This is a genomic window from Embleya sp. NPDC055664, assembly GCF_053618075.1.
In genome coordinates this window covers 352,127-374,407 of record NZ_JBSHGZ010000004.1, presented here as the reverse complement: position 1 = coordinate 374,407, position 22,281 = coordinate 352,127, and the positions used below count along the sequence as shown (strand labels likewise).

Genomic DNA, 22,281 nt, shown 5'->3' with positions numbered 1-22,281 from the left:
TGGACAGGACGGCCCGCGACCCGTCCGAAAGCGGGTTTCGGGTCGGTCGCGGGCCGTTCACGGGCCGTTCGTCGGCTCGGCTCAGTGGCGGGCGCCCTTCCCGGGGGTGTGCTGCCCGTTCCACGCGACCAGGTCGGCGCTGCGGTTGGTGATGATCCCGTCCACCCCCGCGTCGTTCAGCTTCGACCACTCGTTCGGGTCGTCGGGGGTCCACGCGAACACCGCGACGCCGGCCGCGTGCAGTCGGCGGACCAGGTCGGGATGTTTGGCGACCAGGTAGTAGGAGGGGTTGTACGAGGTCAGCCGCAATTCCCGGGCCAGTGCCACCGGATCCGCCTCGTCCTCGTCGCCCAGCAGGCCGAGCGGCAGGTCGGGGGCGAGATCGCGGGTGATCCGCAACGACTCCCGATCGAAGCTCTGTACGAACACCCGGTCCGACATGCCGCTGTGGCGCACCTCGTCGACGATGCGGGCGATCTCCTCCCGGGTTTGCGGGTTCTTGATCTCCAGGAGCAGCCGCCCGCCCCGGGAGCGCAGATCCGCGAGTTGCCCGCGCAGGGTCATCACCTTCGTGCCGGCGAACTCCGGCCGAAACCACTTCCCGGCATCCAGAGCGGCCAACTGGGCCGAGGTCAGATCGCGAATGCGCCCGTGTCCGTCGGTGGTTCGATCCACCGTCTCGTCGTGCATGATGTGCGGCACGCCGTCCCGGCTCGGCTGCACGTCGTTCTCGATCCAGTCGGCACCCGAACGCCGGGCCGCCTCGTCGGAGGGCAGCGTGTTCTCCGGGGCCAGCGTCGGCGCGCCGCGGTGCGCGAACACGGTCACCCGGGCGCCGGCGGATCGCATGTACCGGCGACCGTCGATCACCGAGGAGCCGTTCGGGGCGCCGGCGCCGGCCGAGGACGGGCGCATCGCGGCAGGCTGGGGCGGCTCGGTGGTCGTCGACACGCCGCCGGCGGACGCCGTCTTGCCGTCCTTGTGCATCCAGGCGGGCTCGGCGCACTGGACGGTGCCGACGGCGATGCCGACTATGGCGAGCGCGACGCCGATCCGCCGCACGGGGTATCCCCGGCGGCGGTGCCGGCGTTGGGGTGGATCGATGGGCATCCCGGCATCGTAGAAGGTACGTCGAGCTGCCATTCGAATCCCCCCTGGATGACGGCGTGTGATGCTCGACATGCGTACCGTCACGAACGGTGTGAGAGTGGTCGATGACCGCCCAACGGCTCTCTCCAGGAGGAAACGGTCATGGCCAAGCAGAAGCAGAAGCCGCATCTGAAGAACAAGAACCCGCTGCTCGCCGACACCGGGCGCAACGAGTCCGCCCCGGCGCAGCCGACCGAGGCGATCGACACGCTCGAAGCCCCCAAGGCCGCCCGGCGCGGCAAGAGCGAGCGGCCCAAGGGCCGTCGTCGCTGACCGTCCGGTCGCTCCGAGGCGACGGTCCCGGAGTGTCGACCCGAAGACTTCGCGGATACCCGGGGGAGGGGCGTGACGGACACACCGCCCCGCCCGGACGCACCCGAGGACCCCGCCGACCACCCGTCGGCGGGGTCTTCGGTGTCCCACCCGGAGCGTGGGCGCCGCGACCGCGGGCAGGCGCTAACCGCGCGTGGGTCCGTACACCCGACCGGTCCGGGTGGACACGCTGCCGAACAGGGCGCGCGGGGTGAGCCGGGCCAGGGCGACCACCGCCTTGTAGCGCAGGTCCGGCACGCTGACCGACTTGCCCAGCGCCAGGTCCCGGATCGCCGCGGCGACCACCCGATCGGCGTCCAGCCACATCCAGTTGGGGATGTTGGACGTGCCCATCCCGGCCCGCAGGTGGAACTCGGTCCGCACGAAGCCCGGGCACAGCGCCATCAACCGCACACCGCTGCCCGCGAGTTCCTTGGCCGCGCCCTCGGTGAAGCTCACCACCCACGCCTTGCTCGCGCCGTACGTGCCGCGCGGCAGGAAGGCGGCGACGGAGGCCACGTTCACCACCCAGCCGCGCCCGCGCTCGCGCATCGCCTCGCACGCGGCGGCGGTCAGCCGCAGCACCGCCTCGCAGTGCACCTTGAGCATGCGCAACTCCTCCGCGGTGGAGATGGCGAGGAAGCCGCCCTTGCTGCCGAACCCGGCGTTGTTGACCAGTACGTCCACCGGCGCCTCGCGGTCGGCCAGGCGTGCCTCGACGGCGGCGATCCCCTCGTCCAGCGACAGGTCGGCGGCCAGCACCTGCACCGAAACGCCGTGCTCCTCCCGCAGTTCGCGGGCGCATTCGGTCAACCGTTCGCGGTCGCGCGCGACCAGGACGAGGTCGTGCCCCTCGTGGGCGAGGCGCCGGGCGAACGCGGCGCCGAGCCCTGCGGTGGCACCGGTGATCAGTGAGGTCGTCATGCCTCCGCAGCCTAGGGCGTGTCTTCAAACCCCCGTCGGGCTCCGCGGCGTGAGCGCAGCGAGGAGCCCGAAGGGCGGATGCCGTGCATCGGCGTGCCGGAGAAGCAGGTGCATAGTGGTTCCATTCGCCTGTTTCTCCGGGGCGGCGAGGTGCGGTGCCGGGCGTCGCGGAGCTCGGCGGGGGCTTGAAGACACGCCCTAGTGATCGCGACAGGTGGCCCGGTCCTCTCCATCGGGGCGGGGCGGGTTCGGCGCGTGGCCGCCGCGGGCGGCGGCCGGCTGGAACAATGGCGCGCGGGGGCGGATCCCGGAGGGAAGTACGCGATGGCGGCTGCGGTGCGCAAGGTCGGCGGACTCGTGCCGCCCGCCCGGGGGACCCGGCCGCGCAATCGACGCGAACTGATCCTGGCCGCGGCGGCCGACCTGTTCTACCGCCGGGGCTACGCCGACGTGGCGATGAGCGACATCGCCGAGGCGGTGGGCATGGGCCCCTCCGCCCTGTACCGGCACTTCCGCAGCAAACAGCACCTGCTCCTGCAGGTGGTGCTCGACGGGATCGCGCCGGTGCGCGACGCGCTGGCCCGCAGCGCCGTGGACGACCCGGACACCGTGCTGCGCGCGGTGGTCGCGGCCACCCTCGACCACCGCGAGGTGGGCGTGTTGTGGCAGCGCGAGGGCCGGTTGTTGCCGCCGGCGGAACGCGCCGAGGTACGCCGCGAGGTGCGCGCGGTCACCGCCGTGGTCACCGCGCTGATCCGCAAGGCCCGCCCGCGACTGTCCGCCGGGCAGGGCGAGGTGCTGGCCCGCAGCGGCCTCGGGGTGCTGCTCAGCCCGTCCTTCCACCGGATCGACCTGCCCCGTCCGGAGTACGTCCGCCTCCTGGTGGACCTGTGTCGGGCGGCGGTCACCGCGGATCCGGTGGCACTGGGGCCGATCGCCGAGGCCCCGGCGCCGGCCGGGATCGGGCTGCGTTCGCGGCGCGAGGCGCTGCTCGGCGCGGCGGTGCGGATGTTCGCCGAGCAGGGCTACGCCGGAGTGGCCATCGAGGACATCGGCGCCGCCGCCGGGATCGCCGGCCCCAGTGTGTACAACCACTTCGAGAGCAAGGCCGACCTGCTGTGCGCCGCGGTCACCCGGGGCCTGGAGTGGCTTTTGCTGGACATGACGCGCGCGCTCGCGGGCGCCGACGACGCCGAGACGGCACTGCGCGTACTGCTGCGGTCGTATGTGCGCTTCTCCCTCGACCGCAACGATCTGGTGCAGTTGTTGGTCGCGGAGGTTTCGCACCTGCCGACGCAGGCGCGGCATCGGGCCCGGCAGGCGCGGGTGGACTACCTCATGGAGTGGAACCGGTTGTTGTGCGCGGTCCGGCCGCACTACGGCGCCGCCGAGGCGCGGATCCGGGTGCACGCGGCGCTGAGCGCGATCAACGACGTGGCCCGGGTGCGGCATCTGCGTGACACCGACGGCGTGGCGCCGACCCTGGCGGTGGTGGCCGGCGCCGTGCTCGGCCTGACGCCGGCCTGACCCCGCTCGGCGGGTGGTGGCTCAGTCGGCGGCCAGGGGCTCCGGGAGCGGATCGGTGCCGCCGAGGCGTTGGCCCAGGCGGACGGCGATCTCCTGCATCCGGCTGGTCATCCAGCCCTCCTCCATCGCCCGGATGCGCGCCTCGGGGCCGGAGATGGACAGCGCGGTAGCGGTCGGCGCGCCCGGTACCACCACCGCCACGCAGCGCACGCCGAGTTCCTGCTCCTGGTCGTCGATCGCGTAACCACGGGCCCGGATCGTCGGGAACTGGGCCAGCAGCTCGGCGGGATCGGTGACCGTGTGCTCGGTGTGCGAGGCCAACGGGCGAGCGCCGAGTACCCGCGCCGCGTCGGCCTCGGGCAGTTGGGCGAGCAGCACCTTGCCCACCGCCGTGCAGTGCGGTTGCACCCGGCGGCCGACCTCGGTGAACATTCGCATCGAGTGCCGGCTGGGCACCTGGCCGACGTAGACCACCTCGCCCGCCTCCAGGACCGCGAGGTTGGCGGTCTCGCCGGTGGCCTCCATCAGCTCGGCCAGATACGGCCGGGCCCAGCTGCCGAGCAGCCGGCCCGCGGTCTCGCCCAGCCGGATGAGCCGCGGGCCCAGGGTGTAGCGGCGCGACGCGTCCTGGCGCAGATAACCCGACGACACGAGGGTGCGTACCAGGCGGTGGATCGTGGGCATGGGCAATCCCGAACGCGCGGCGAGTTCGCTGAGCGTCAGCACCCCGCCGGCGTCGGCGAGCAGTTCGAGGAGGTCGAACGCGCGTTCCAGGGACTGGACACCGCCGCCCGTGCCGTTGCTGCCTGCGTTGACTGCGGCCACCGACGATCCTCCACACGACTCGGTTCGACGAGAGATTCGTCGAGACTGAGTTCAACATGTTGTTGAACTTCCGTTTCCCGGAAACTAATGTCCACTCTACAAAAGAACGTCGACGGCGAAGGAGAGCCACCCATGAGTGCACCGACCATCGTGGTCAAGCACGGCGGCGCGACCGGCGGCTCCGTGCCGCGGGCGGACGAAGTGCTCGGCCCCGAGGCGCTGCGCTTCGTGGCCGCGTTGCAGCGCCGGTTCGGCGGTCGCCGCCTCGAACTGCTCGACCGGCGACGGGCCCGACGCACGGAGATCGCCCGCACCGGCCGGCTCGACTTCCTCCCGGAGACCGCCGACGTGCGCGCCGCCGACTGGCGCGTCGCCGAGGCGCCGCCCGCGCTGCGTGATCGCCGGGTCGAGATCACCGGACCGGCCGACCGCAAGATGACGATCAACGCGCTCAACTCCGGGGCCCGGATCTGGCTCGCCGACTTCGAGGACGCCTCCGCGCCCACCTGGCACAACGTGGTGGCACACCAGCTCAACCTGATCGACGCCTACGACCGGCGGATCGACTTCTCCACCGCCGAGGGCAAGAGCTACCGGCTGCGCCCGGACGACGAACTGGCCACCGTGGTGATGCGTCCGCGCGGATGGCACCTGGACGAGCGGCACATCCTGGTCGACGGCGCGCCGGCGTCCGGTGCGCTGGTCGACTTCGGGCTGTACTTCTTCCACAACGCGGCCCGGCTGCTCGACCGGGGCCTGGGACCGTACTTCTACCTGCCCAAGATCGAGAGCCGGCTCGAAGCCCGGTTGTGGAACGACGTGTTCCTGCACGCGCAGGACCTGCTCGACATCCCGCGCGGCACGATCCGGGCCACCGTGCTGATCGAGACGGTGACCGCCGCGTTCGAGATGGACGAGATCCTGTACGAACTGCGCGAGCACGCCTCGGGGTTGAACGCCGGGCGGTGGGACTACCTGTTCAGCATCGTGAAGAACTTCCGGGACGCGGGCGAGGCGTTCGTGCTCCCCGACCGCAACGCGGTCACCATGACCGCACCGTTCATGCGCGCGTACACCGAACTGCTCGTGCGCACCTGCCACCGGCGCGGCGCGCACGCCATCGGCGGGATGGCGGCGGTGATCCCCTCCCGCCGGGACGCGGTGGCCAACGCGGCCGCGCTGGCCAAGGTGCGCGACGACAAGGATCGTGAGGCCGCGGACGGCTTCGACGGGTCGTGGGTGGCCCACCCGGACCTGGTCCCGGTGTGTCGCGAGGCGTTCGACGCGGTGCTCGGCGATCGGCCGAACCAGCTCGAACGTACCCGCGACGAGGTCGAGGTGACGGCGGATCAGCTGCTCGACGTGGGCTCCGCCCAGGGCTCGCCGACCGGCGCCGGACTGCACGGCGCGGTCGGTGTGGGCCTGCGCTACCTGGAGGCGTGGCTGCGCGGATACGGCGCGGTCGCCGTGTTCGGCCTGATGGAGGACGTCGCCACCGCGGAGATCTCCCGCTCCCAGGTGTGGCAGTGGATCAACAACGGCGTGGTGCTCTCGGACACCGGCGAGAAGGTCACCGCGGACTTGGTCCGCCGCCTGGTCGTCGAGGAACTGGGCGCGCTGCGCGAGGACTTGGGCGATGAGAACTTCGACGCGGGCCGCTGGACGGACGCGCGCGAGCTGTTCCTGCGGGTCGCGCTCGCCGAGGAGTTCGTCGACTTCCTCACCCTGCCGGGATGCGAACTCCTCGACTGAGTCGAGCCGTTGGTCCATCCCCCCACATGCGCGGAACGGCCGGGTCCAACCCGGCGGTCGTGGGGCGCGTCCGATCGGACGGGCCCGGCCGTTCCGCACTCTCCCCACACCCCTGCCGACTTCGAACAGGAGACAGCCGATGGCCCGCATGTTCCTCAATGGTCAGGCGATGGAGGGTGGCCCGTTCCACCACCACCTGGAGGGCGCGCCGCTCGTCGCCCGGACGCGCACCGCTCCCGGATACCGCTTCTTCTCGATCGGCGACCGCTGCCCGGGACTGCTGCCCGACCCGACGAGCGAGGCACGGATCGCGGGCGAGGTGTACGAGGTCCCCGACGAGGTGTTGCGGGACAACCTGCTGCCGACCGAACCGCCGGAGTTGGAGTTCGGGATCATCAAGCTGGAGGACGGCTCGGCCTGCTTCTCGATGATCCTGCGCCGCGGCGAGTCGGAGTCCGGCCGGCACAAGGAGATCACCGAGTTCGGCGGGTGGCGGGCGTACCTGCGCACGCTCGGGCGCGAGGCGTAGCCGCCGGCGTGGGGTGTTCCGCCGACCCGAGCGCGGGCGCGACGTGTGGGCGAAACGCCGTGCCGGCGCCCATATGATCACGGTATGACTGCCGAGAACGCCGCCCTGGCCGCCGTCCTGGAGGACCCCGACGGGGAGATCGACCCCGCCGACCTGCTCGCCGCGATCGTGGCCGGCGGGGTGGTGGTGGCGATCGACGACACCGAGTCGGTGGTGTTCATCCACGGGCAGGACGGCAAGCCGTGGTTGGCGGCCTTCGTCGACGCGGCCACCTGCGCCCGGGACGTCCCGCACGCCCGGCCCTACGTGTGCGACGCGGCCCGACTGGTGGACATCGCCGGGCGGACCGGGGTGCGGACCATGACGGTGGCCTCCGCGACGCAGTGCGCGACGGTACCGCTGGCCCTGGTGGCCAAGGCGGCGGCCCGGGACTGACCTCCCGTCCGCCGCACGGCGCTACTTCGCGCGCAGTCGGGCCGCCGCTCGGCTCACGTTGCGGGCGATCTCCTCCTCGTCCACCCGGGACAGGTGCCCCTGCTCGACCACCTCGCGGCCGTTCACGAGCAGCAGGGTCAGCGGGGCGGCGGCACCCAGGACCAGCGCGGCCACCGGGTCGGCGATGCCCGAGTGCAGCACGTCGTCCACCCGCCACATGGCAAGGTCGGCGAGCTTGCCAGGTTCCAGGGAGCCGATCTCGTGCTCCCGGCCGAGCACTTTCGCGCCGCCCACGGTGCCCAGGCGCAGCGCCTGACGGACCGTCAACGCGCCCGGGCCGCCGCGCAGTCGGGCGATCAGCAGCGCATTGCGCAGCTCGGTACCCAATTCCCCCGACTCGTTGGAGGCGGCGCCGTCCACGCCGAGGCCCACCGGGACGCCGGCGGCCAGCATGTCCGGCACCCGGGCGATGCCCGCCGCGATCCGGGCGTTGGAGGAGGGGCAGTGCGCCACGCCGGTGCCGGTGGCGGCGAACTTGGCGATGTCCGAGTCGTCCATGTGGATGCAGTGCGCCATCCACACGTCCTCGCCCAACCAGCCCAGGCTCTCCAGGTAGTCGGTCGGCCCCATGCCGAATCGTTCCCGGCAAAACGCCTCCTCCTCCACCGTCTCCGCGCCGTGGGTGTGCAGCCGGACCCCCTTGGCGCGGGCCAACTCGGCAGCTCCGCGCAGCAGTTCGGGGGTCACGGAGAAGGGCGAGCAGGGTGCGGCGGTGACCCGGACCATCGCGTCGAAGGAGGCGTCGTGCCAGCGGTCGATCGCCTCGGCGGTCGCGGCGAGCGCCGCGTCGGTGTCCTCGACGCACGCGTCCGGCGGCAGTCCCCCCTGCGACGTGCCCAGGTCCATCGATCCCCGGGTGGGTTGGAACCGCATGCCCAACTCGGCCAGTGCGCGGATCTCCGCGCCCAGGATGTCGCCGCCGTCCTTGGGGAAGACGTAGGCGTGGTCGGTGGAGGTGGTGCAGCCCGAACGCAGCAGCGCGGCGGCCGAACCCTGCGCCGCGGCGTGGCACATCTCGTCGTCGATCCCGGCCCAGACGGGGTAGAGCGTGACGAGCCAGTCGAAGAGGTTGCACTCCTGCGCGAGGCCGCGCGTGATCCATTGGTAGAAGTGGTGGTGGGTGTTGACCAGGCCCGGGGTGACCAGGTGCCCGGTCCCGTCGATCCGGCGCACGACCCGTTCCAGGCCGGCGGGGGCGGGCCCGGCGCCGACCGCCTCGATGCGGTTGCCGGCGACCACGACGTGGCCGGAGTCGTATTCCGTGTCCCCGGCGTCGACGGTGGCGATCGCGCAGTTCTCGATCACGATGCGCCCGGGGGCGGTGGTGTCGCCGGTGACGGCGGAGGCGGTGGAGCCGGTGGAGTTGTCAACAGACATCGGCGGTCCCTTTGCGGCAGCGGTGTCGGTGGGTTCAGTCCACCGGGATCAGTGGTGTGACACCCTCGCGGTGCACCGTGCCCTCGATCAGACCGTAGGGCCGATCGGCGGCGTAGTACACCTCCTTGTCGTTCTTGATGCCCATCTGCTCCATGTCGACCAGGAAGTGGTGCTTGTTCGGCAGCGACAGGCGGACCTCGTCCACCTCGTGCCGATGGGTCAATACCCGGTCCGCCATCGCGTACAGGCTCTGCTGGAGCGAGTGGGAGTAGGTCTCGGCGAACGCTTCCAGCAGATGCCGGCGCACCTGCGTGTACGAGCGTTCCCAGTCCGGTTCGCCCGCGCCGGCGGAGGTGTCGAAGGAGAACCGCCAGCGGGCGCTGACCTTGGTGGCCAGGATGCGGTCGTACGCCTCCTGGAGGGTGGTGTAGCGGTCCTTGATGTAGCCCCGGAATTCGGAGGCGGTCGTGTTCATCACGACCAGGTCCTTCAGCCCGGAGATCACCTGCGCCCGTTCGTGTTCCCAGACGATCTCGGTGGTGCGGGTCTCGCTCGCGTCGCGGACGAACGAGTGGCGGATCTCGTCCGCGCCGACGAATCGATCGCGCCCCGGGGCCGAGGTGATCCGGTTCCACGGGTATTCCTCGATCCGGATCCGGGCCCGGGTGATCGACGGCTGCGATTCGACGAAGTGCCGGGCCAGCCGTATCCCGTAGGCCTCGATGGAGTCGACGCCGTGTTCGCGGGCGAAGGCGAACACGGTGTTCTTCATGGTGTCCGTCGGCAGCACCTTGTCGTTGCCGCCGGTCAAGTGGGTGTCGGCCAGGTCGCCCGACAGCGCGACGCCGACGTTGAGGTCCTTGACCTCGTGCCGCTCGGTGTCGCGGCGGACCCGGACGACGCGGGTCTCCGCCTTCCCGTACTGGTTCTGCCCGAGCACCATCGGCATGTCGTCAGCTCCCTCGATAAACGGAGTATCCGTACGGGTTGAGCAAGAGCGGTACGTGGTAGTGCGTTTCGGGATCGGCGGTGAAGACCACCCGGACCTCCGGGAAGAACGGCGTCTCGCCGCGGGCGCGCCGGTAGGCGCCGACGTCGAAGACCAGGCGCACGTCGACGGGGCCGGCGGCCGGGTCGACGCCGAGCGCCGGCAGGTCCGGGCAGCGGCCGTCGGCGTTCGTCGCGGACGTGCCGAGCACGATCCAGGTGCCGTCGGCGGTGCGTCGGGACAACTCGACGGGGACGTCGGGGGCCGGGCGGCCCTCGCTGGTGTCGAGGATGTGGGTGGAGATCACGCGCGGATCAGCCCTTCCAGGCGCAGGCGGTTGATCTTCCGCAACTCCTCACGGGTGACCTCCCACTCGGTCGTCGGGTCGTTGTCGAGTCGGTGGCGCAGTTCGGCCAGGATCTCCACGGCGCCGCGCCCGCTCGCGCAGGTCAGGAAAACCCGACCGAACCGGTCTCGGTACGCGATGTTCCCGGCCCGCAGTTCGGCCGACAGTGTGTCGTCCGCCTGCTGTACGCCCGCCTGTTCGCGGGTCGACCGTGGATCGTCGTGCCGGGGGCGCCCGATCACGGCGTGTCCGTCGATCGCCTCCAGCAGATCGTCGGTGGTGAGAGCGGCGGTCGCCGCGTCGGAGCCGGCGAACAATGCGTCCGGGTCCGCGTAGGGGCGTCCGGCCAGCACCGCCGCGATCCAGGCGCGACTGGCGCATACCTCCCCGAGCAGTCGGATCCCCTCGTCGGTGGACGCGTCGTCGAGCCGTTTCAGCCCTGGGGTCGATGGCATGTCGAGACCTCCTCGCTCCGCGGGTACTCCCGTCCAGAGGTGAGCACCACGCCCGAGCGAGTACCCGGCGTCGGCACTGGCCGGAACGCTAGGCGTTGCGAATCGCGATCGTCAACAGTTTGTTGAAGTGCATCGTCGGAGCGATCGTGCGGTCTCGGATCAGGGGCGCGCGTCGCGGTTCAGGTAGTTGTAGACGGTGAAGCGGCTCACCCCGAGGGCCGCGGCCACCGTCTCGACGCCGTGCCGGACGGTGAACGCGCCGCGTTGTTCGAGGGTGCGGACCACCCGCTGCTTGTCCTCGCGGCCGAGGTCGGCCAGCGGGCCGTATTGGCGTTCGGCCTCGCCGAGGAGGCGGTCCAGAGCGCTGCCGAGGCCAGGCAGGCGTACGGCGACGGCGGGGCGGCCCTCCCAGTCGAGCACGACGTCCTCGGGGCCGGCGTCGCCGACCGGGACGAATTCGGCGCCGATCGCGGTCACCAGGGGCTTGATCGCGGCGGACAGGGGATGTTCGGCGGTGCTCACGCCCGGCCTCCCGGCGTCTGCGGCATGGTCGTCACCTGGATGGAGATGCGGGACGCGCCGACCCCGAACGCGCCTCGGCACACCCGGTCCAGTGCCGCGAGCACCGCCGCGGCCTCGCCCTCGGCGGTCGTGCCGAACGGGCCGACCTCCACGTCGAGACCCGCCTCGTCGAGCACGCGTCGGGCCTCCAGGGCATGGGCCGGCACGCCGTCCAGATCGAACGGCTCGGTCGAGAACTCCATCCGCAATCGCACGCCCGAACCCTAGCCGGCCGATCCCCGGCAGGCCAGGCTGCCCGCACCACCCTTGACAAACTGTTGAAGCCGCGTGGCATGATTTCGGTGATCAGAATATTACTTCCGCATTATGGAATCGACGTGGAAGAGGTGATCCCGTGAGCGCTCGCGAACTGCGCTTCGACGTCAATCTTTCGATCCTCTTCACCGAACTCCCGCTCCTCGAACGGCCCGCGGCCGCCGCCGAGGCCGGCTTCACCGAGATCGAGCTCTGGTGGCCCTTCGCCGGGCCGACCCCCGCCGACGCCGAGCTGGACGCGCTGGCCCGGGCCGTCCGCGACGCCGGCGTCGCCCTGGTCGGGCTGAACTTCGACGCCGGGGACATGCCCGCCGGGGATCGTGGCCTGCTGTCCCGGCCCGCCGAGGCGGCGCGCTTCCGGGCCAACATCGACGTCGCGACCGGCTTCGCCGGGAGCCTGGGCTGCCGCGCGCTGAACGCGCTGTACGGCAACCGGGAGGACGGCGTGGATCCGCGGGCCCAGGACGAACTCGCCCTGGAAAACCTGGTGTCGGCGGCCGTCGCCGCCGAGCGGGTCGGGGCGACCGTGCTGATCGAGGCGCTGAACACGCCGGAGAACCCGCGCTACCCGCTCGCCGGCGCGGCCGACGCGCTCGCCGTGGTGGACAAGGTGAACGCCGAGACCGGCCTGGGCAACACGGCCTTCCTGGCCGACTTCTACCACCTCGCCCGCAACGGCGAGGCGCCGGCGGAGGTGATCGACGCCCACGCCGATCGCTTCGGCCACGTGCAGATCGCCGACACCCCCGGACGGGGGCAACCCGGCACCGGCGAAGTGGACTTCGACGACCTGTTCCGCCGACTCGTCGCCGCCGGGTACACCGGGCGCGTCGGCCTCGAATACAAGCCGGTCGGCGCCGCCGCGGACAGCTTCGGCTGGCTCGCACGCGAGCTGCGCGACAACAGGGGAGGGACCGGATGACCGGCGCGGCGGACACCAGGCGGATCGGGTTCATCGGACTGGGCATCATGGGCGGCCCGATGGCGGCCCACCTGGTCCGGGCCGGCCACCGGGTCACCGGATACGACCTGGAGCGGGCCGCGATCGACCGGCTGATCGCGGCCGGCGGCGAGGGCGCGGCGGGCATCGCCGACGCGGCGCGCGACGCGGACGTGGTGATCACCATGGTCCCGGCCGATCCGCAGGTCGAGCGGGTGATGTTCGGCGCGGGCGGCGTCCTGGAGAGTGTCGGGCCCGGCACGCTCGTGATCGACATGAGCTCGATCAAGCCCGGCACCTCGATCGCGGTGGCCCAGGCCGGCGCCGAGCGCAAGCTGCGGGTGCTGGACGCGCCGGTCAGCGGCGGCGAGGCGGGGGCGATCGAGGCAGTGCTCTCGATCATGGTCGGCGGCACCGAGCAGGACTTCGCCGTCGCACTGCCGCTGTTCGAGGTGCTCGGCCGCACGATCGTGCACGTCGGTCCGCACGGCGCGGGCCAGACGGTCAAGGCCGCGAACCAGCTGATCGTCGCGGGCAACGTCCAACTCGTCGCCGAGGCACTGCTGTTCCTGGAGCGCGCGGGGGTGGACACCGAGGCCGGGCTGAAGGTGCTCGCCGGCGGACTGGCCGGCAGTACCGTCCTGGACCGCAAGGGGCGGGTGATGCGCGACCGCGACTTCGAGCCGGGGTTCCGGATCGACCTGCACCACAAGGACATGGGCATCGTCACCGAATCGGCCCGCGAGTTCGACCTCGTGCTGCCGCTCGCCGGACTCACCGCGCAACTCGTCGCCTCGCTGCGCGCCCAGGGCGGGGGCGGGCTGGACCACTCCGGCCTGCTGCTCGGCCTGGAACGGCTCAACGGCGGTCCCCGCGAGGGCGGTTCGCCGACCGCCGGCACCAAGGACAGTGCTTCGAAGCAGGGAGACAACTGATGGCACCCCGTCGTGTTCCGGTCATGAACGCGGTGGTGGAGGTGCTGAAGTCGGAGGGCGTGGACACCGCGTTCGGCTGCCCCGGTGCGGCCATCCTGCCGCTCTACGCGGCCCTGGAGGCGGTCGGCGGGATCGAGCACCTGATCGTCCGGCACGAAGAGGGCGCGACCCACATGGCCGACGGCTGGGCCCGGACCAACGGCGGTGTCGGCGTCGCGATCGGCACCTCCGGTCCGGCCGGCACCAACATGATCACCGGCCTGTACACCGCGCTCGCCGACTCCGTCCCGATCGTGTGCATCACCGGTCAGGCCGTGTCGAGCAAGCTGCACCAGGAGGCGTTCCAGGCGGTCGACATCGTGGAGATCGCCAAACCGGTGACCAAGTGGTCGGTGCAGGTCAAGGAGGCCGCACAGGCTCCCTGGATCTTCCGCGAGGCGTTTCGGCGGGCCCGCTCGGGCCGCCCGGGCCCGGTGCTGATCGACCTGCCGCTGGACGTGCAGCGCCAGGAGATCCGGTGGGACTCCGCGGTGGACGCGCCGCTGCCGGTGACCGAGGTGTACCCGCACCAGCCGCGGGTGGACGCCGCGTTGGACCTGCTGCTCGCCGCCGAACGCCCGCTGCTGCTCTCCGGCGGCGGGGTGATCATCGGCGAGGCGCACGAAGAACTGGTCGAACTCGCCGAACTGCTCCAGGTCCCGGTGCAGGTCACCCTGATGGGCAAAGGGTCGATCGACGAGGACCACGCGCTCTACAGCGGGATGACCGGTGTGCAGACCTCGCAGCGCTACGGCAACGCCTCGTTCCTGGAATCGGACCTGGTGCTCGCGCTCGGCGCCCGCTTCGGCGACCGGCACACCGGCACACTCGATGTGTACCGGGGGCAGCGGAAGTTCATCCACGTCGACATCGAACCCACCCAGATCGGCAAGGTGTTCGAGCCGGATCTGGGCATCGTCTCGGACACCCGGCTGTTCCTCCAGGCGATCCTGGCCACCGCCAAGGAGCGCGGCATCCGCCGCGAGGCGGGCGCGTGGGTCGCGCGGATCCGGGAGTTGCGCGCGTCGTTGACCCGGCGCGAGGACTTCGACACCGTGCCGATCAAGGCGCCGCGCGTGTACAAGGAGATCAACGAGATCTTCGACGCGAACACCTACTTCGTCACCGCGATCGGGCTCTACCAGATCTGGGGCGGCCAGCATCAGAAGGCGTACAAGCCGCGCCACTACCAGGTCTGCGGTCAGGCCGGCCCGCTCGGCTGGGAGATCCCGGCGGCGATCGGGGTCAAGAAGGCGCTGCGGCACAACGATCCGGACGCCGAGGTGGTGGGCATCGTCGGCGACTACGGCTTCCAGTATCTGGTCGAGGAACTGGCCGTGGCGGCGCAGTACAACGTGCCGTTCGTGATCATCATGATCAACAACGAGTATCTGGGCCTGATCCGGCAGGCGTCGATCCCGTACGAGATGAACTACCAGGTCGACATCCACTACGACGAGGTCGGCACCGACAACGTCAAGTTGATGGAGGCATACGGCTGTTCGGGCACGCGGGTGATCGAGCCGGGCGACATCCGCCCGAGCATCGAGTGGGCTCGCAAGGAGGCGCGGCGCACCTCGCGGCCGGTCCTGGTGGAGATCATGATCGAGCGTGAGGCGAACACGCCGCACGGGCCGGCGATCGACGCGGTCGAGGAGTTCGAGCCGGTGCCGTAGCGGACCGCCGCTCCCATCGATTCCGTCCGGTGGCGTCGACCCCATTCCGGTGTCGTGCCCGCGTCACCGGGCGGTTGCCGGCCTCGTCGGTCCTGCCCGAAACGGCGGCCGCGTAGTTGACTGTGCTCCTGGCACAGCCCACCCGAAGGAGCAGCGCATGGGTCCGGTCGTCGTGCTGGCCCCCGACAAATTCAAGGGGACCCTGACCGCGGTGGAGGCTGCGGCCCGGATCGGCGCCGGGATCCGCCGGGCGCGCCCGGACGCGGAGATCCGCGTGTTGCCCGTCGCCGACGGCGGTGAGGGCACGGTCGACGCCGCGGTGGCGGCCGGCTTCACCCGGATCCCGGCGCGGGTGAGCGGTCCCACGGGGCGGCCCGTCGACGTGGCGTTCGCCGTGCGCGGCGCCACCGCCGTGGTGGAACTGGCCGAGGCTGCGGGGCTCGCCCGGCTACCCGGCGGATTCGAGCCGCTGACCGCCGACACCACCGGGGTGGGCGAGTTGATCGCCCACGCGCTCGAACTGGGTTGCACCCGGATCGTGCTCGGCCTGGGCGGCGCCGCCGCCACCGACGGCGGCTCGGGGCTGGCCCGGGCGCTGGGGGTGCGCCTCCTCGACGCGGCCGGGGCGGACTTGCCCCGGGGCGGGGCCGCGCTGCGCGACCTGGACCGGATCGACGGAGCCCCGGCCCTGGCCGCACGGCTGGCCGGCGTCGAGGTGGTGATCGCCTCGGACGTGGACAACCCGCTGCTGGGCCCCAAGGGCGCGGCGGCGGTGTACGGGCCGCAGAAGGGCGCCACACCCGACGACGTGGCCGTGCTCGACGCGGCCCTCGCGCGCTGGGCGGAGGTGGTCGCTCCGGACCTGGCCGACGTCCCCGGCGCGGGAGCGGCCGGCGGCGCCGGTTTCGGCGCGCTGGCGCTGCTCGGCGCGACCGTGCGCCCCGGCATCGCCCTGCTGCTCGACCTCCTGGGCTTCGCGGAACTGCTCGACGGGGCCCGGCTCGTGGTCACCGGCGAGGGCAGCCTGGACGCACAGACCCTGCACGGCAAGGCACCGGCCGGGGTGGCCGCCGCCGCCCGGGCCCGGGGGGTGCCCGTGGCGGTGGTGTGCGGCCGCGTCGAGTTGAGCCGGGACCGACTCGACGCGGCCGGCATCGTCGCCGCCTACGCGCTGACCGATCTGGGCCCCGACAGCCTGACCCGCGCCGGCGCCCTCGCCGAGATCGCGGGCGAGCGGTTGGCCCGGGACCTGCTCACCGCATCGGAGGACGCGTCGTGACCCACACCCCCACCCTCGTGCTGCGCTCGCGCCGGGTGCTCACCCCGGACGGCGAGCGGCCCGCCGACGTGGTCGTGGCCGGCGACCGGATCGCCGAGGTGCTGCCCCACGGCACCGCCGCCGGCGGCGCGCCGATCGAGGATCTGGGCGACGTCGCCCTGCTGCCGGGCCTGGTGGACACCCACGTACACATCAACGAGCCGGGTCGCACCGCGTGGGAGGGCTTCACCAGCGCCACCCGGGCCGCGGCCGCCGGCGGGGTGACCACCCTGATCGACATGCCGCTCAACTCGATCCCGGCCACCGTCACGATCGACGCGCTGCGGGTCAAGCGGGACGCGGCCCGCGGGCGGGTGTACGTGGACGTGGGCTTCTGGGGCGGGGCGATCCCGGGGAACACGGGCGAATTGGCCGCGCTGCACCGGGCCGGCGTGTACGGGTTCAAGAGCTTCCTGGCGCCGTCCGGCGTGGACGAGTTCCCGCACGTGAACGCCGCGGAGCTGGCCGAGGCGCTGACCGAACAGGCCCGGCTGGGCGCGCTCGCGATCATCCACGCCGAGGCGCCGCAGGTCCTGGACGCCGCGCCGCAAGTGCCCGGTCGGGCCTACGCCGACTTTCTCGCCTCCCGACCCGACGCGGCGGAGACGGTCGCCGTCGGGCAACTCTTGGACACCGCGGGGCGCACCGGCGCGCGGGTGCACGTGCTGCACGTGTCCTCGGCGGACGTACTGCCGCTGCTCGCCGCCGCCCGTGCGGACGGGATCGCGGTCACCGCCGAGACGTGTCCGCACTATCTGACCCTGGCCGCCGAGGGGGTGCCGGCCGGCGACACCACGTTCAAGTGTTGTCCGCCGATCCGCTCCGAGGACAACCGCGAGCGGCTGTGGCGCGGGGTCGAGGCGGGCGCGTTCGCCGCCGTGGTCTCCGACCACTCGCCGTGCACCACCGACCTCAAGCGGCTCGACGTCAGCGACTTCGCCGCCGCGTGGGGTGGCATCGCCTCCCTGCAACTGGGTCTGCCCGCGGTGTGGACCGCGGCCCGGGCGCGCGGCCTGGCGCTGGCGGAGGTGGTCGCGCTGATGTCGACCGGACCGGCGCGGCTGGTCGGCCTGGCCCGCAAGGGCACCATCGCCCCCGGATACGACGCGGACCTGGTCGCGTTCGACCCGGACACGGTGTTCACGGTGGATCCGGGCGGGCTGCACCACCGCAATCCGGCCACCCCCTACGCCGGCCGCACGCTCACCGGCGTCGTCCGCACCACGTGGCTCGCGGGCGCGCCCGTGAACGTACACGGCACCCCGCGCGGGCGCCTCCTGGATCGTGTGGGGACGGCCGCGTGATCACCCCCGCCATGCGCCGCCTGCGCGGCCACGGCCCACCTCCCTCGAGTGGTCCCCAGTAACCGCGAGCGCCCGCCCGCGGTTGTCGACTCCCGTTCCGGGCGAGGAGATTCCCCATGACCACCGACTTCACCGCATACGTCAATCTGGCCTCGCGCGCGCTCGGCGCCGGCGTGGTCGCTGCCAACGACGAGTGGTTCGCCGAGAAGGAGAACCTGCTTCGGGCCGAACCGCCGGTCTTCGCGCCGCACACGTTCGGCCCCAGGGGGCAGATCATGGACGGCTGGGAGACCCGCCGCCGGCGCGGCCGCTCGGCCGCACACCCGCACCCCGAACCGGACGCGCACGACTGGGCGATCGTGCGCCTTGGCGTGCCCGGCATCGTGCGCGGGGTCGTGATCGACACCGCGTTCTTCACCGGCAATTATCCGCCGGGCGTCTCGGTCGAGGCCGCCTCCGTGCCCGGCACACCCTCGGTCGAGGAACTGCTCGACCCGGCGGTCGCGTGGGCCACGATCGTCGCCCGCACCGAGCTGCGGGGCGACACCGCGCATCCCTTCGAGGTCGCCGTGGCACGGCGGTTCACCCACGTACGGCTGAACATCTTCCCCGACGGCGGGGTGGCCCGACTGCGCGTGCACGGCGAGGCGGTACCGGATCCGGCCTGGCTCGACGGGCTCACCGTGGACCTCGCGGCGCAGGAGTACGGCGGCGTCGCCGAGGCGGCCAGCGACCGCTACTTCTCCTCGCCGCACAACCTCAACGCGCCGGGCCGCTCGCGGGTGATGGGCGAGGGTTGGGAGACCCGCCGGCGGCGCGACGCCGGCCACGACTGGGTGCGGCTGCGGCTGGTCGGACGGGCCGAACTGCTCGGCGCCGAGGTCGACATCGACAACTACCTGGGGAACGCGCCGGGTTGGATCGCGCTGGCCGGCAGCGACGCGAGCGTGGATCCCGACGCCTGGTTCGAACTGCTGCCGCGCACCAGGGTCCAGCCGGACACCCGACACCGATTCCGCTTCACCGACGTGCCCCCGGTCACGCACGTACGCATCGAGGTCTTCCCGGACGGCGGGGTGGCCCGACTGCGGCTGCCGGGCCGACTGACCGCGGCGGGCCTGACCGCGCTGCGCGAGCGCTTCCACAGCGCCGGACCCGCATAGCCGACGGGGAGTCGGATCCGAGATGAGCGTGCAGAACCCGCGGGAAGCCTCCGTCAGAGCTGCTTAGCCACTTCGCACCCCTATCAGTCTCACTCGTTCGGGTAATGGCCGGCCGTCGGCGCACCGGCAACGATTGACCGCGCAAACGGGTTCATCCAGGGGAGGCGGAATCGTTGTCGATCGATGCTGGGGCGCGCACGGAAGGTGACGCCCAGGACACGCAGGCCCGTTCGAGTCTTGCGACGGAGGCGGCGCGAAATCTCGCGACGACCACCAAGACCGTCCCGCAGATGCAGGACATCACGTCGCGATGGCTGCTGAAGATGTTGCCGTGGGTCCAGGTATCGGGTGGTACATACCGGGTCAACCGACGGCTGAGCTACCGGGTGGGGGATGGCCGGGTCCAGTTCGTCCAGACCGGTTCCGATGTGCGGGTGATCCCGGCGGAGTTGGGCGAGCTGGCGCCGCTGCGCGGGTTCGAGGACGAGGAGGTGCTGCGCGCGCTGGCGGACCGGTTCGTGCGGCGGGAGTTCGCGGCGGGGGAGACGCTGACGACCCTGGGGGAGCCGACCGACCGGGTCTTCCTGGTCGTGCACGGCAAGATCAACCGGTTCGGCGAGGGCCGCTACGGCGACCGCACCGTGCTCGGACTGCACGGCGACGGCGACCACTTCGGCGAGCGCATGCTCGTCGACGGGGACGCGACGTGGGGGTACACGGCCACCGCGGCCACCTCGGTGATCGTGCTGGAGATGACCCGGGAGGCGTTCGACGCGGTGCGGGCCGACGCGTTGCGCACGCACCTGGCCGAATACGCCGAGGACACCAGTCGGCCGCAGAACGCCAAGGGCGAGGCGGAGATCCCGATGTCCGCCGGCCACCGCGGCGAGGCGCTGCTGCCCGGCAGCTTTGTGGACTACGAACTCAAGCCGCGCGAATACGAGTTGAGCGCCGCGCAGACCGTGCTCAAGGTGCACAGCCGGGTCGCGGATCTGTACAACCACCCGATGGATCAGATCGAGCAACAATTGCGGCTGACCATCGAGGCGTTGCGCGAGCGCCAGGAACACGAGCTGATCAACAACCGCGAGTTCGGGCTGCTGCACAACGCCGACTACGACCAGCGCATCCAGGCCCAGTCCGGCCCGCCCACCCCCGACGACATGGACGAACTGCTCAGCCGGCGACGCGGCTCCAGGCTCTTCCTGGCCCACCCGCGCACGATCGCCGCGTTCGGCCGCGAGTGCAGTCGGCTCGGCCTGTACCCGACCACGGTCGACGTGGGCGGCAACCAGATCCCGGCCTGGCGCGGCGTGCCGATCTTCCCGTGCAACAAGATCCCGATCTCGGAGGGGCGCACCAGTTCGATCCTGGTGATGCGTACCGGCGAGGACGACCAGGGTGTGGTGGGTCTGCATCAGACCGGCCTGCCCGACGAGTACCAGCCGGGCCTGTCGGTGCGCTTCATGGGCATCAACGAGCAGGCGCTGATCTCCTACCTGGTCACCGCCTACTACTCGGCGGCGGTACTGGTCCCGGACGCCCTGGGGGTCCTGGAGAACGTCGAGATCTCGCGGGCCCGATGAGCGGGAGAGGGCGCCCCGTGCGAGACACGGGTGACCGGATGAGAAAGATCACGAAGACTATGTATAGGTGTCAAACCGGTCGTTTCCGGTTATAGGTCGGGCCGGACGTCGCGCGATCAACGGACGCGCGCGGTCTACCGCGACAGGAGACCCGAGACATGGGCATCGACGACAACATCCGCAACAAGGCCCAGGACGCAGCCGGCCAGGCCAAGGAGAAGGTCGGCGAGGCGACCGGCAACGAGGACCTGCGGGACGAGGGTCAACAGGATCAGGGCTCGGCCAAGGCCAAGCAGGCCGTCGAGGGCGCCAAGGACAAGGCCAACGAGGCGATCAACAAGATCAAGGGCTCGCTCAAGCGAGACTGATCGTCTCGTTCGAGCGGGACTGATCGCAGGGCCCGCCCGGTCGCCGCGTGCGACGGGAGTCGGGCAACCGCGAGGCCCCCGGTGCGCCGGGGGCCTCGCGGCGTGGGTGAGCGGGTCGGCCGGGACGGGTCGGCCCACGCGGGTCGGTTCCGACGAATTGGCCCGAACGGGCGGCGGTCGGCCCGCGGCGGCACGACTACGGCGATCGCGAGCGCGGCGGCCCGGGCGGGGGCGTCGACGAGGTCGGCTTCGGCACGACGGGGTGGCGGGGTCAGGTCGCCGTGTGGTGGATCGGGCCCGTGGCGGTGCGCAGGGGGCGGGCCGTGGCGCCGGTTCGGGTGGCCACCACCTCGGCGAAGATGGACAGGGCCGTCTCGTCGGGGGTGCGAGCGCCGAGGTCCAGGCCGATGGGGGAGTGCAGCGCGGCCAACCGCTTTTCGGTGAGCCCGATTTCGCGCAGCCGGGTCAGGCGCGCCGCGTGGGTGCGGCGCGAGCCCATGGCGCCGACGTAGGACAGATCCAGGCGCAGCGCCAGGTCCAGGAGTGGGACGTCGAACTTCGGGTCGTGGGTCAGAACGGTGATCACCGTGCGGGCGTCGAGGGTGTTCGCGATCGAGGCCAGGTGGCGGTGCGGCCAGTCCACGATCACCTCGTCCGCGTCGGGAAAACGCCGCCGGGTGGCGAACACCTCCCGCGCGTCGCACACCGTCACCCGGTAGCCGAGCAGGTTGCCCATGCGGGTCACCGCCGCCGCGAAGTCGATCGCGCCGTAGACGAGCAGGCGCGGCGGCGGGGTGCGGGTCTCCACGAAGACGGTGACGTCGTCGGGGTCCGATTCCGGACATGGGCGGCCGTCCGGGCGCAGCGTCACCGGGCCGGTGCGGCCCAGGGCGAGCATGGCTCGGGCCTCGGCGACCACGGATGCGTCCAGCGCGGGATCGGCGCCGAACGTACCGGTCACCGCCGACTCCGCGGGGTGCGCCCCTCGCGCCGCGCCCACGACCGTGATCGCCCGCCCCACCAGCGCCGCCGGTCCCGCCACGACGCGGGCCGCAGCCACGGGGATGTCCCGTTCGGCCGCGGCCAGGGCCGCCTCCACCGTCGCGTCGCCGGCGCGTTGTACGAAGATGTCGAGCACTCCGCCGCAGGTCAGCCCCACGGCGAAGGCGTCCTCGTCGTTGTAGCCGAAGCGCTGGAGCACCGGGGTGCCGCACTCCAGCGCCTCGCGGCACAAGTCGTACACCGCACCCTCCACACACCCGCCGGAGACGCTGCCGACGACCGTGCCGTCGGCGCCCACCGCGAGCGCCGCGCCCGGGGGGCGGGGGGCGCTCCCGCCGACGCCGACGACGGTGGCCAGGGCGTATGGCGTTCCCGCACGGCGCCATGCCGCGAGTTCGCTCCCGAGGTCGAGCATCGACGTCTCCTGGGGGTGT

The 22,281-nt window shown here is 72.0% G+C and carries 23 protein-coding genes; 13 read left to right on the top strand and 10 right to left on the bottom strand.

What is annotated here, in order from left to right; all coding sequences use genetic code 11:
• Positions 1–81 precede the first annotated feature (81 nt).
• Positions 82–1,110: a glycerophosphodiester phosphodiesterase gene (locus ACWGR4_RS09480; protein WP_379998389.1), complete on the bottom strand. Its 1,029-nt coding sequence runs from the start codon at positions 1,108–1,110 to the stop codon at positions 82–84.
• Between the two features lie 141 nt (positions 1,111–1,251).
• Between ACWGR4_RS09480 and ACWGR4_RS09475 the strand changes: the two genes are divergently transcribed.
• The gene (locus tag ACWGR4_RS09475) at positions 1,252–1,422 is read left to right on the top strand and encodes a hypothetical protein (RefSeq protein WP_379998387.1); all 171 of its coding nucleotides are present in this window, start codon (positions 1,252–1,254) and stop codon (positions 1,420–1,422) included.
• 183 nt (positions 1,423–1,605) lie between these two features.
• On the opposite strand, the gene ACWGR4_RS09470 is transcribed toward ACWGR4_RS09475, so the two are convergent.
• Complete coding sequence (locus tag ACWGR4_RS09470; RefSeq protein ID WP_452128802.1) at positions 1,606–2,385, bottom strand: SDR family NAD(P)-dependent oxidoreductase; 780 nt, start codon at positions 2,383–2,385, stop codon at positions 1,606–1,608.
• Positions 2,386–2,640: 255 nt separating this feature from the next.
• On the opposite strand from ACWGR4_RS09470, the gene ACWGR4_RS09465 reads away from it, so the two are divergent.
• Positions 2,641–3,912, top strand: coding sequence for a TetR/AcrR family transcriptional regulator (locus tag ACWGR4_RS09465; RefSeq protein WP_452128803.1), 1,272 nt, complete (start codon positions 2,641–2,643; stop codon positions 3,910–3,912).
• Between the two features lie 21 nt (positions 3,913–3,933).
• On the opposite strand, the gene ACWGR4_RS09460 is transcribed toward ACWGR4_RS09465, so the two are convergent.
• On the bottom strand, positions 3,934–4,737 hold the full coding sequence (locus tag ACWGR4_RS09460; RefSeq protein ID WP_379998381.1) for an IclR family transcriptional regulator: 804 nt from the start codon (positions 4,735–4,737) through the stop codon (positions 3,934–3,936).
• A 132-nt stretch (positions 4,738–4,869) separates the two neighbouring features.
• Between ACWGR4_RS09460 and aceB the strand changes: the two genes are divergently transcribed.
• The 3 genes from aceB to ACWGR4_RS09445 all read left to right on the top strand — a co-directional run bounded on the left by aceB (position 4,870) and on the right by ACWGR4_RS09445 (position 7,453).
• Positions 4,870–6,489, top strand: a complete 1,620-nt coding sequence (aceB, locus tag ACWGR4_RS09455; RefSeq protein ID WP_452128804.1) for a malate synthase A — start codon at positions 4,870–4,872, stop codon at positions 6,487–6,489.
• A 139-nt stretch (positions 6,490–6,628) separates the two neighbouring features.
• Positions 6,629–7,018, top strand: a complete 390-nt coding sequence (locus tag ACWGR4_RS09450) for an allophanate hydrolase-related protein (protein ID WP_452128805.1) — start codon at positions 6,629–6,631, stop codon at positions 7,016–7,018.
• An 84-nt stretch (positions 7,019–7,102) separates the two neighbouring features.
• The gene (locus tag ACWGR4_RS09445; protein ID WP_452128806.1) at positions 7,103–7,453 is read left to right on the top strand and encodes a hypothetical protein; all 351 of its coding nucleotides are present in this window, start codon (positions 7,103–7,105) and stop codon (positions 7,451–7,453) included.
• 21 nt (positions 7,454–7,474) lie between these two features.
• Here the strand turns inward: ACWGR4_RS09445 and ACWGR4_RS09440 are convergent, their stop codons facing one another.
• The 6 genes from ACWGR4_RS09440 to ACWGR4_RS09415 all read right to left on the bottom strand — a co-directional run bounded on the left by ACWGR4_RS09440 (position 7,475) and on the right by ACWGR4_RS09415 (position 11,455).
• On the bottom strand, positions 7,475–8,890 hold the full coding sequence (locus ACWGR4_RS09440) for an 8-oxoguanine deaminase (RefSeq protein WP_452128807.1): 1,416 nt from the start codon (positions 8,888–8,890) through the stop codon (positions 7,475–7,477).
• Positions 8,891–8,924: 34 nt separating this feature from the next.
• Positions 8,925–9,839 (bottom strand): factor-independent urate hydroxylase, encoded by a 915-nt coding sequence (pucL, locus tag ACWGR4_RS09435; RefSeq protein ID WP_452128808.1) that lies wholly within the window; start codon positions 9,837–9,839, stop codon positions 8,925–8,927.
• 4 nt (positions 9,840–9,843) lie between these two features.
• Positions 9,844–10,185, bottom strand: coding sequence for a hydroxyisourate hydrolase (gene uraH, locus ACWGR4_RS09430; protein ID WP_379998369.1), 342 nt, complete (start codon positions 10,183–10,185; stop codon positions 9,844–9,846).
• Positions 10,182–10,679 (bottom strand): 2-oxo-4-hydroxy-4-carboxy-5-ureidoimidazoline decarboxylase, encoded by a 498-nt coding sequence (gene uraD, locus ACWGR4_RS09425; protein WP_379998367.1) that lies wholly within the window; start codon positions 10,677–10,679, stop codon positions 10,182–10,184. The genes uraH and uraD overlap by 4 nt, the downstream gene beginning before the upstream one ends.
• Positions 10,680–10,838: 159 nt before the next feature.
• On the bottom strand, positions 10,839–11,201 hold the full coding sequence (locus ACWGR4_RS09420) for a helix-turn-helix domain-containing protein (RefSeq protein ID WP_452128809.1): 363 nt from the start codon (positions 11,199–11,201) through the stop codon (positions 10,839–10,841).
• Positions 11,198–11,455 (bottom strand): thiamine-binding protein, encoded by a 258-nt coding sequence (locus ACWGR4_RS09415; RefSeq protein WP_452128810.1) that lies wholly within the window; start codon positions 11,453–11,455, stop codon positions 11,198–11,200. Before ACWGR4_RS09415 ends, ACWGR4_RS09420 begins: the two co-directional genes overlap by 4 nt.
• A 140-nt stretch (positions 11,456–11,595) precedes the next feature.
• On the opposite strand from ACWGR4_RS09415, the gene ACWGR4_RS09410 reads away from it, so the two are divergent.
• The 8 genes from ACWGR4_RS09410 to ACWGR4_RS09375 all read left to right on the top strand — a co-directional run bounded on the left by ACWGR4_RS09410 (position 11,596) and on the right by ACWGR4_RS09375 (position 20,845).
• Positions 11,596–12,438 carry a hydroxypyruvate isomerase family protein gene (locus tag ACWGR4_RS09410; RefSeq protein WP_452128811.1) on the top strand — a complete coding sequence of 281 codons (843 nt, stop codon included), beginning with the start codon at positions 11,596–11,598 and terminating at the stop codon, positions 12,436–12,438.
• On the top strand, positions 12,435–13,391 hold the full coding sequence (locus ACWGR4_RS09405) for a 2-hydroxy-3-oxopropionate reductase (RefSeq protein ID WP_452128812.1): 957 nt from the start codon (positions 12,435–12,437) through the stop codon (positions 13,389–13,391). The genes ACWGR4_RS09410 and ACWGR4_RS09405 overlap by 4 nt, the downstream gene beginning before the upstream one ends.
• A complete protein-coding gene (gene gcl / locus ACWGR4_RS09400) occupies positions 13,391–15,106 on the top strand; it encodes a glyoxylate carboligase (RefSeq protein ID WP_379998357.1) in 1,716 nt (571 codons plus the stop codon). Before ACWGR4_RS09405 ends, gcl begins: the two co-directional genes overlap by 1 nt.
• A 157-nt stretch (positions 15,107–15,263) precedes the next feature.
• Positions 15,264–16,385, top strand: a complete 1,122-nt coding sequence (locus ACWGR4_RS09395; protein ID WP_452128813.1) for a glycerate kinase — start codon at positions 15,264–15,266, stop codon at positions 16,383–16,385.
• On the top strand, positions 16,382–17,728 hold the full coding sequence (allB, locus tag ACWGR4_RS09390) for an allantoinase AllB (RefSeq protein WP_452128814.1): 1,347 nt from the start codon (positions 16,382–16,384) through the stop codon (positions 17,726–17,728). Before ACWGR4_RS09395 ends, allB begins: the two co-directional genes overlap by 4 nt.
• 116 nt (positions 17,729–17,844) lie before the next feature.
• Positions 17,845–18,891: an allantoicase gene (alc, locus tag ACWGR4_RS09385; RefSeq protein ID WP_452128815.1), complete on the top strand. Its 1,047-nt coding sequence runs from the start codon at positions 17,845–17,847 to the stop codon at positions 18,889–18,891.
• Between the two features lie 290 nt (positions 18,892–19,181).
• Entirely contained in the window at positions 19,182–20,477 is a 1,296-nt protein-coding gene (locus ACWGR4_RS09380; protein WP_452128816.1) for a family 2B encapsulin nanocompartment shell protein, read from the top strand.
• 158 nt (positions 20,478–20,635) lie between these two features.
• Positions 20,636–20,845, top strand: coding sequence for a CsbD family protein (locus tag ACWGR4_RS09375; protein WP_078978080.1), 210 nt, complete (start codon positions 20,636–20,638; stop codon positions 20,843–20,845).
• A 271-nt stretch (positions 20,846–21,116) separates the two neighbouring features.
• Here the strand turns inward: ACWGR4_RS09375 and ACWGR4_RS09370 are convergent, their stop codons facing one another.
• Positions 21,117–22,262 (bottom strand): XdhC family protein, encoded by a 1,146-nt coding sequence (locus ACWGR4_RS09370; protein WP_452128817.1) that lies wholly within the window; start codon positions 22,260–22,262, stop codon positions 21,117–21,119.
• Positions 22,263–22,281 lie beyond the last annotated feature (19 nt).